The 8,777-nt window shown below is 72.0% G+C and carries 1 protein-coding gene; it reads right to left on the reverse strand.

The features are described 5' to 3' along the window. Positions 1-114 precede the first annotated feature (114 nt). Positions 115-8,157, reverse strand: a complete 8,043-nt coding sequence (locus ACZ4W5_RS37435; protein ID WP_465659671.1) for a DNRLRE domain-containing protein — start codon at positions 8,155-8,157, stop codon at positions 115-117. Between the last annotated feature and the right edge of the window lie 620 nt (positions 8,158-8,777).

The raw sequence follows: 8,777 nt of genomic DNA on the forward strand, positions 1-8,777 counted from the left end.
TTGTGGGGGGGGGAGAAGGAAATCTGGCCCGTGGTCTTGTCTGTGGGGGGGGGGGACACCCCCCCCCCCCCCACCCGCCCCCCCCCCCCCCCCCCCCCCCGCCCCGGTTCAGGGTCAGTAGGGGTGGGCCGTCCTGGCCGTCCTCCTGCCCCGCTTGGTCTTCACCACGACGCGCAGCCGGGTCGTGTGCCGGCCGTTGCCGTCCCGGCCGATGATCCGGCCGAAGTCGTGCTCGTAGATCCGGCCTTCACGGCCACCGGTGTTGGGCCGGCTCTTTCCCTTCTTGATGGTGGTGTGGATGAGGTACTTGACCTCCTTGACGTTACGCGAGCGGAAGCGGCTCTTGCCCGCGATCCGGCTGCCCGCACCGTGCCCGCCGAGGATGTGCGGCAGGTCGATCTGGCAGGAGTTCCGGTTGTGCGCGACCACCCAGTCGTCGCCGGAGCGGACGCTGTAGGTGTGCTGGTCGCCGATGGTGAGGTTGACGACCAGCTGGTCGGGGACCTCGCCCAGGTCGGTCACCCGGGTGACGGTGATCGGGGTGCCGGCCGGGGTCACCAGGGCGTCGCCGACGCGCACCTCGGCGGCGTCGGTCCAGCCCCGGCCGCGCACCCAGACGGGGTGCTCGGCGGTGGCGCGCAGCGCCTGACCCGCCTCGGTGCCGCGCTGCGCCCCGGTGCCGAGACCCGCCTCGGTGCCCCGACCCGCCTCGGCGCTTCGGTCCGCCGCGGTCTCGATGTCGACCAGGTGCTTGGTGCCGTACCCGTAGATGACCGACAGGACCGGCTCGGGCCGGGTCTCGCCGGTGGCCGGGTCGGTGGACAGCACCTCGTCGCCGACCTGCACCGCGCCGATCGGCAGCTGTCCGCCGTCGCCCATGAGCACCGGGGTGTCGGGGGCGAAGGAGTTGCAGCCGGTGCGGCGGAACACGGACCGGGCGCGGGAGGCGAACCTCCTGGTCCGGCTGGCGGCGCGGGTCGCGCGTGCGGCGGTGAAGCCGGCCCGCACCGCGGTGTTGGCGCCGACCAGGCCGGCCGCGGCGGTGACGCCCATCTCGGCGGCCTTGCGCCAGTTGCCGGTGGCCGCGTACGAGACCGCCGAGATGCCGGCGGCCACCGAGCCGATCGGGCCGGGGATGTACGACGCCACCTCGGAGACCCTGGCGACGACGTGCACCGTCTTCTTGAGCCACTTGGGCATGCCCCAGTTGCCGTCGAGGTCGGTGCAGTTGATCGGGTCGCCGGTGCAGTAGTCGTACGGGCTCGCGTTGCCGCCCGGCATCGGGTCGACCTGGAGGAAGCGGCCGAGGGCCGGGCTGTACAGGCGTGCGCCCATCAGGACGTCGCCGTCCTGGGCCTCGGCGGAGCGCTGCTTGCCGCCGAGCCAGCCGTAGCGGACCGCGGCCTGGCCGTCCTGCGGGATGCCGAACTCGTCGAAGTCCAGCACCACCGGCTTGGTCAGCGCCGGGTCCGTGGTGAGGACCACCGAGCCGAACAGGTCGGTCAGCTGGAGCTGGACGTCACCTGACTTGCCGGTGGTGGCCACCAGGTCGGAGTCCGGGCCGGAGACGTTGCGGGTGACGGTGCCCTGGGTGGTGTCCTCGACCGTCCAGCGGACCTCGTCGGAGTCGTCGCCGTAGTGGTTCAGCTTCGACGTGGCGTTGGCCCAGGTGCCGTCGGCCTGCTTCTTGGATGTGGTGAACGCGGTGAAGCGGTGGGCGGCGTCCAGGGCCCACTGCTGCTTGGTGTCCCCCTTCTCCTGGGCGGCGACCTTGTCGTTCGCCCAGTAGGTGTTGGCGGAGCCGGTCGCGGTCCTCACCGTGCGCCCGAAGGCGTCGTAGGCGAAGGCCGCGTCGGTGAGCCGGTCGGCACTGTCGTAGGTGTGGTTCTCCGCGACGGCCCCGGTGGTGCCGCAGGTGCCGTCGGGGGCCGAGGGCAGGGTGGTCTTCGACAGTCGGTTGGAGTGGCCGTCGAACGCGTACTGCCGGGTGACGCAGCCGCTGGTGGTGGTCGACTGGCGGGCCTTCACCAGGCGGCCGAGCCGGTCGTACTCGTAGCTGCGGGTGGCGGTGGAGCTGGTGTTCTTGGCCACCTGGCCCTGGGTGGAGACGTCACTGGTCTGCGCCCAGACCACGGAGTTGTCCGAACTGCGGGTGTAGGTACGGCCGGTGGCCTCGCCGACGGCGTTGAAGGTGTCCTTGCGGACGATCCCGCCGGGGTAGGTCTGCTCCACCAGCTGGCCGTCCGGGCCGTAGCTGGCGGTGAACTCGCCCGCGACGCTGTCGTTGACCGAGGTGACCAGGCCGCGCGGCTCCTTCGCGCGGTCGTAGGTGTACGTGGTGGACCCGGTCGGGTCGCTCACCTTCACCGGCTTGCCGAACCGGTCGAACTCCGTGGTGGTGGTGCCACCGTCGGCGTCCGTGTACGAGACCAGGCGGCCGAGTGCGTCCATGACGCGGGTGATCGACTTGCCGCCCGCCGTGGTCCGCACCGCGTCGCCCGTCGCCGGGTCGTACTCGGTGGTGACCGGGGGCAGCGGCTGGCCCTCGTCCGAGCTGATCTCGGTGGAGACGACCCGGTCCGCGGCGTCGTAGCCGATGACGGTCTTGCGGGACTTGCCCGCGTTGGTCTCGGTGGTCTCCTCCGGCTCGCCGAACGGCGAGTAGCGGGTGACCCGCTTGACCGGGAGCGTCGTCGGCATTCGGGTCGAGTCCGCCCCGGTGACCGCACCGCCCGGCAGGGTGGCGCACGGGCTGCCGGCCCACTCCGGACGGTTGCCGCACAGGGCGTCGTCCGGGTTGGCCCCGGCGGTGTAGAACACCGACTTGACGGTGCCCGCGTCGTTCCCGGTCGAGCCCGGCTTGCGGGACTCGACGGCTCGGCCGGCGGCGTCGTGCTTCACGTACGCGGTCAGCTTGGCGCCGAGCGCGTCGGTGGTGACCGAGGTCGCGGCCTTCACCGTCCAGCCGGAGGTGCCGCCGATCGGCGCGTCGTAGCCGGTCCTGGTGACGCGCAGTTCGACGTCGTCGGCGTAGCCGTCGATGCGGGCGCCGTCGGTGGCGGTGGTGACCAGGTGGTAGGCCCGGCCGTCGGGCTTGCCCTCGTCGTAGGTGTTGGTGTTGTGGTCCCGGGCGACGACCGGGGTGCCGGCCGGGAGGGTCGGGTTGAGCGTGGTCTTGGTCAGGGTGACCCGGTCCAGACCCGCCTGGTAGTACGGCGCGACGGCGGCCGGGTTCTTCCCGGTGACGGTGAGCCGCAGCTCGTGGTCACCCCGGGCGAGCCGGACCGTCCCCCCGGCCGTGAAGGCGGTACTGGTGACGCTCGGGCCGTAGCCGTCGAAGGTGCCGCCGACGTTCTGGCCGTCGACCGACAGCTGGACGATGCCGTAGTCGGGCGCCTTCGTCAGCAGCGCGCCGAGCTGGTACTCGCCCTCCTCGGGCACCGAGACCCGGAAGGAGGCGTTGTCCCCGACCTCGTTGGCGCCGAAGAACACCTGCGCGCCGCCGGACCAGCCGGCCCCCGCGCAGCACTGGGCGAGCGTCTGCACCCGAACCGGGTCGGTCGCGCCCAGCTGGACCAGGCTCTCGCCCTCGGCCGTGGCGGACGCGGGCGCGCTCTGGCCCTCGACCTGCTCGGCGAGCGAGGCGCGGTAGACCGGGCCGAGCGTGTCGACGACGTCGAGGCCGTCCGCGGAGAAGACCGTCCGGTGGTCCAGCAGCCGGGCGCGGGAGGCGGAGTCGGCCGGCAGGCCCAGTTCCGCGACGAGGCGCTCGGATTCCGGGTGGGTGCCGAGCGCGATCGCGCGGTCCGTCGCCTCCAGGGTGCGGACGGGGTGGCCGTAGCGGTCGTACTCCTGGGTGTCGATGTCACCGCCGGGGGTGACGGACGGGCTGGCCGTGTTGACCTCGTTGCCGGAGGCGTTGAGGTAGTGGACGGTGGCCGGCTTGTACCCATCCGGTCCCGGCTTGGCGGCCGAGGCGGTGCCGGTGCCCGGGTCGTCCTCGGGGCCGTACACGGCGGTGGCGTCGGTGGGGGCGTCGGTCTGCGCCCACTTGGCCACGTCCGAACCGGCCAGGTCGTACGGACCGCCCGACGCGCGGGTCAGCGGCACGTCGTAGACGACGGCCGTCGCGGTCTCGCCGACGACCTGGTCCTTGGAGCCCTGCGCCAGCGCGGCGCGCCGCACCTTGAGCAGGCGGCCCGGGTCCTGGTCGGCCGCGGCCTTGCCGTAGTCGAAGTCCCACGGCAGGTCCCCGGCCGGGGAGATCCGGGTGACCCGGCCCGCGTCGTCGTAGCCGTACGCCGTCTTCAACGGCTGGGCCAGGCGGGGGTCCCAGACCTGGACGAGGCGGCCGCGGTCGTCGTACAGGTAGTGCGCGACCTCGACGGCCTCCTGCTTGGACGTCGCCGGGTTCCACGACCAGACCTTGACCGACTTCACCCGGTCGGTGAAGTCGCCGGGGGCACCGGCGGCGGCCGTTGTGCTGGTCGCGTAGTCGTAGTCGGTGACCTCGCAACCGCGCGGCAGCGGGTCCACGGCGCAGCCGTTGGCGTCGTCCACGCCCGGTTCCACGGGTGCGATCACCCGCTTGACCAGCGCGCGCCGGTCGGTGGAGTCGTAGACGTACCGGGTGGTCGACGCGGCGTCCGGACCGGTGGAGGACTGCACGGTGTACACGTCGGAGTCGCCCTGGCGGGCGAACACCGTGGTGGAGCCGTCCAGTTCGGACAGTGTGTAGGTACCGCCGGTCGCCTTGAGGCCGAGGTGCTCGGCACCGGGCTCGGGGTAGAGCGTGCCGTCCTGCGCCCGGGCGAAGGTGACCGAGGTGTCGTCGGTGGCCTTGAGCACCGCGGCGTCGGCGCTCGGGAAGGCGAGCGAGACGTACTCGGCCGCCTCGCCCTGTGCCCCGCCGGCCCACTGCGGACCGAACGGTGCGACCAGCTCGCGCACCGACATGCCGTCGAAGTAGACGGGCTTGTCGGCGTTGTCCGAGTGCCCGTTGTAGAGCCGGACCTGCGCCTCGGTGGCGTCCGCGGCGAGCGTGACGTCGGTGGTGAGCTCCGCCCAGGCGTCGGTGTACGGCGCCTTGCGCGAGACGGTCGTGGTGAGCGCTCCGGCCTTGCCGTGGACGACCACGATCCGCATGCCGCGGTCGTCGTACCCGGCGGTCAGGCCGGTCGAGGACGGCACGTAGACCCAGGCCTTGACCCGGTAGGTGTGGCCGGGCTTCATGCCCAGCTGCAGGCCGCCCGAGCCACCGAGCAGGGCGTAGGTGTCACCGGACTTGTTGGCGTCCGGCAGCACCTTGAGCGAGTCGGTCGAGGAGCCCTGGCCCCGGTCGGTGGCGCGCAGCGCGGTGCCGGGGGTCGCCAGGAAGCCGGTGGTGTCGGTGGACACCTGCTGCTGGTTCGCGGTCAGCCGCTCGCCCTGCTCCTGCCAGCCGCGGCCGGTGCCGCGCGAGGAGGAGGAGCGCTTGGTGGCCATGCCGAACTCGTCGGTGTCCGTGACGTCGACCGAGTAGTCGCCGGTCAGGAGGTTGACGGAGCCCGGCCCGACCGGGGTGCCGGCCGCGCCGTCGGCGTTGGGGTCGGCGGTGAAGGTCGACCAGGCCGTCGGGTACGCGGGGTCGGTGTCCTTGTCGGTGTAGAGCAGCGCGCGCACCTGCACGACGCCGCCGACCTGGCCGAGTGACTCCAGCACCGACCAGTTGGCGTGGGTGCCGAGGTCGGCCAGCCGCGGCCGGGCACCGGTGACCGGCGTGTTGTCGGCCTTGGCGAGGTGGGCCGCCGGGACGTCGAACTCGGTGGCACCGGGGCCGCGGCGGTACTGCCAGGTGACCCGGGTGAACTGGCTCTGGGCGTCGACGGCGAGCTTGACCCGCTTCGCGGCCTGGGTGCCGTCCACCGGCGAGGTCACGCCCGCCTTGCCGACCCGGAAGGTGTAGACGGCCGGGTCCGAGAGGTTGTCGGCCCGGTCCTTCGTCTGCACCTTCAGCACGTGGGTGCCGTCGGTCGCAGGGGTGATCGAGGCGGTGGTCGCGCCGGTCGCGTCGACCGTCGTCGGCGACTTGCCGTCCACGGTGTAGAGGTAGCCGATCACGTCGTCGGTGCCGGCCGGCGGGGTCAGGGTGAAGCGCCCGGCCTGGCCCGCGGCGCCGTGCCAGGCCTCGTCCGACGGGTAGTCGGGCGAGGTGACGAAGGGCGCGCCGGGCTTGGTGGTGTCGGCGACGACGACCACGTCCTTGGGGGCCCACGGGGAGTTGTCCGTGCCGTCCCAGAGGCGGGCGCCCATCGAGTAGGTGACGCCCTCGTCGAGCTTCGCGATCCCGAAGTCGGCGGGCTTCACCTGGGCGTAACTGCCGTTCGGGACCTCCTTGTAGACGCGCTTGACGAAGACGCCGGCGCGGTACAGGTCGAAGTCGGCGCCGACCCGGCCGCCGCCGTCGGGGTCACTGGCCAGCACCTGGAAGGTGGGCGTGGCCGAGGAGGTGTAGCGGGGGTTGCCCTGGTGGGCGGGGAACACGTCCACCGCCGGCGGGGCCGTCGGGATCGTGTTGTACGTGACCGACAGAGACGGCGGGTTGGAGCCCTCGGCGGAGTCGAAGCGCTTCCAGGAGTACGGGCTGGTCTCGGTGGAGGCGCGCAGGCCCAGGGCGTTGTTGGTATAGCCGTTGTCCGACCACGCGGTGACCAGGCTCGTCACGTCCTGACTGGCCCAGGCGTTGCCGCAGCCCGCGGCCTCGTTGCCAGTGGTGGTGCTGCTGGTGGCCCACATCTTGTTCCAGCCCGGCTGGTTGTTCCAGCGGGTGGCGGTGGACGCCAGACCGGTGTCCCAGACCTCCCAGGACCACGGCTCGCAGGACCACGAGTGGAACATGTAGAGGTTGAGCTTCGCCGAGAGGATGTGCTTGCCGTGGTACGGCCCCTCCGGGAAGTGCAGGAACGACCGGGCGACCTGGCCGCTGCCGTTGTTGCCGAGTTTCAGCTCCGGCGAGGAGGACTGGTCGGTGTCGTAGCCCTGCTGGACGAAGGTGTCGAAGGACGGCCCGAGGGTGAGCGCCGGGTCGATCGTCACCGGGTAGCTGGTCGCCGGATCGGTGAGGAAGCCCGCTTCCGGGGTGAAGACCAGCTCGGCGTCGGAGCCGGAACCGCGCAGTTCCATGGCCACCGGCGCACGGTGGTTGTGTTCCTGCGAGTTCGGGTCGACCCTCGCGTCCCACATCACCGGGGCGGGGATCTTCGCCTGGACCTTGCCGGACGGACGCTCGGTCAGCTCGATCGAGCCGTCGTCCTTGCGGACCGCGTCCAGGCCGCTGGTGTCGATCGGCAGCACGATCGTGCCGGCCTGCGAGACGGCCGAGCGGTCCTTGACGATCAGGAACTGCTCGAAGCCGGTCCGGGTGGCCTCCAGGACGAGGTCCACGCCGGGGCGGGCGTCGGCATAGGTCGCCTTGCTGCCCTCCAGCTTGGGCTTGGGCAGCCGGCCGAGCCAGCCGAACTGCACCTGCTGCTCACCGCTGCCGATCTTCACCAGCTCGCGCTCGGCGGGCTTGGCGGGGGCGGCGGGCTCGGCGGGGGCGGGCTCGGTGGGCTTCGCGAAGGGCGTGGACTGCGCCGGCTGGGCCTCGGGCGTCGGCGCGCCGACGGGCGGGCGGGTCTCGCTGCGGTTGGCGCGAGCGGCGGCCGGGGCCGCTGGGGCCGCCGAGGGCGCCGAGGCCGCCGAGGCCGCCGGGGCCACTGAGGCCGCCGGCGGGGCTGCGGGGGCGACGGCGTCACCGGCCTTCACCGAGGCGTCGCCGCCGGCGAACGTCAGACCCTCCGGGTGGACCTTCGGTGCGACCTTGCCGTCCGAGGTCTCGACGAGCGTGGTGTCCACCGGGACCCAGGCCTCGCCGACCTTCACCCGGACCGGTCCGGCCGCGGTGTCCTGGGTCAGCGTGCCCTCGGGGTTGGCCCAGAGGGTGGTGGTGGCGGTCCGAGCCCCGGTGACCTCGATCCGGTGGCCGTTCAGCCGCGCGGCCAGCAGCGCCGACGTGGCGTCCGGCGCCTCGTTGACCGGCGCGGTGTTGGGTGCGGTCGCCGACGCCTTGGTGCCGCCGGGCGCCGCGAAGGCCTCGGAGGTCATCGCGTCGAGCGCGACCCCCGTCTCGACCAGCATCGCGAGCGCCGCTATGACGGCTGTTCGCCGCAGTCTGCGCGTAGTGAAGGCCCCGCCCCCGAACTCGGGCGAGGCCTGCTTCCTCGATGGCAAGAGAGTTATCTCCGTGAATAGTGATGGTAAAGATTTTGCTGCCCTCCAAAGATCGCAGAGCCGTTCGGCCCGGAAGACCAGATTGGATATCGAATCGGCAAAGTCTGCAGGGTGATGGTCCCTTATGTCCGAATATCAACAGGGATCGGCGACTCTGCGTCAGTTGGCCACCAGGGGAGCCGATTTGTTCGCTCGCGAAACAGGATTCCCGTGCCGCTCCCGAAAGTCACTCCGGGGGTCTCGAAGTCCCGAGTGCGCTCATGACTCCCGCACGAGTGCGCCGTTCGACGGAGGTGCGGTTGTGCTGGCTGCGGACGTACCCTGGACCACCTCGACGTCGCCCTCGAACTCGGCGGCCCCGCCGGGGCTCCGGCTGTCGAGGGCGTCCAGCGGGTCGAAAACGCTTACGGGTGGGTGTTCTTGGTGTTGGGTTGGGTCTTCTGGTTGTAGATCTCCTTGCCGTCCGCGTTGTAGGCGTGGACGTAGGGGCTCGGGGGGAAGGACTTCGGGTCGGAGGAGCCGGTGGA

This window comes from Kitasatospora sp. NPDC029367 (genome assembly GCF_055569135.1).

Bases quoted from the DNA above. Each gene is read 5' to 3' on its own strand.
- ACZ4W5_RS37435 (WP_465659671.1), bottom strand. From the start codon at position 8,157: ATGCTGGTCGAGACGGGGGTCGCGCTCGACGCGATGACCTCCGAGGCC.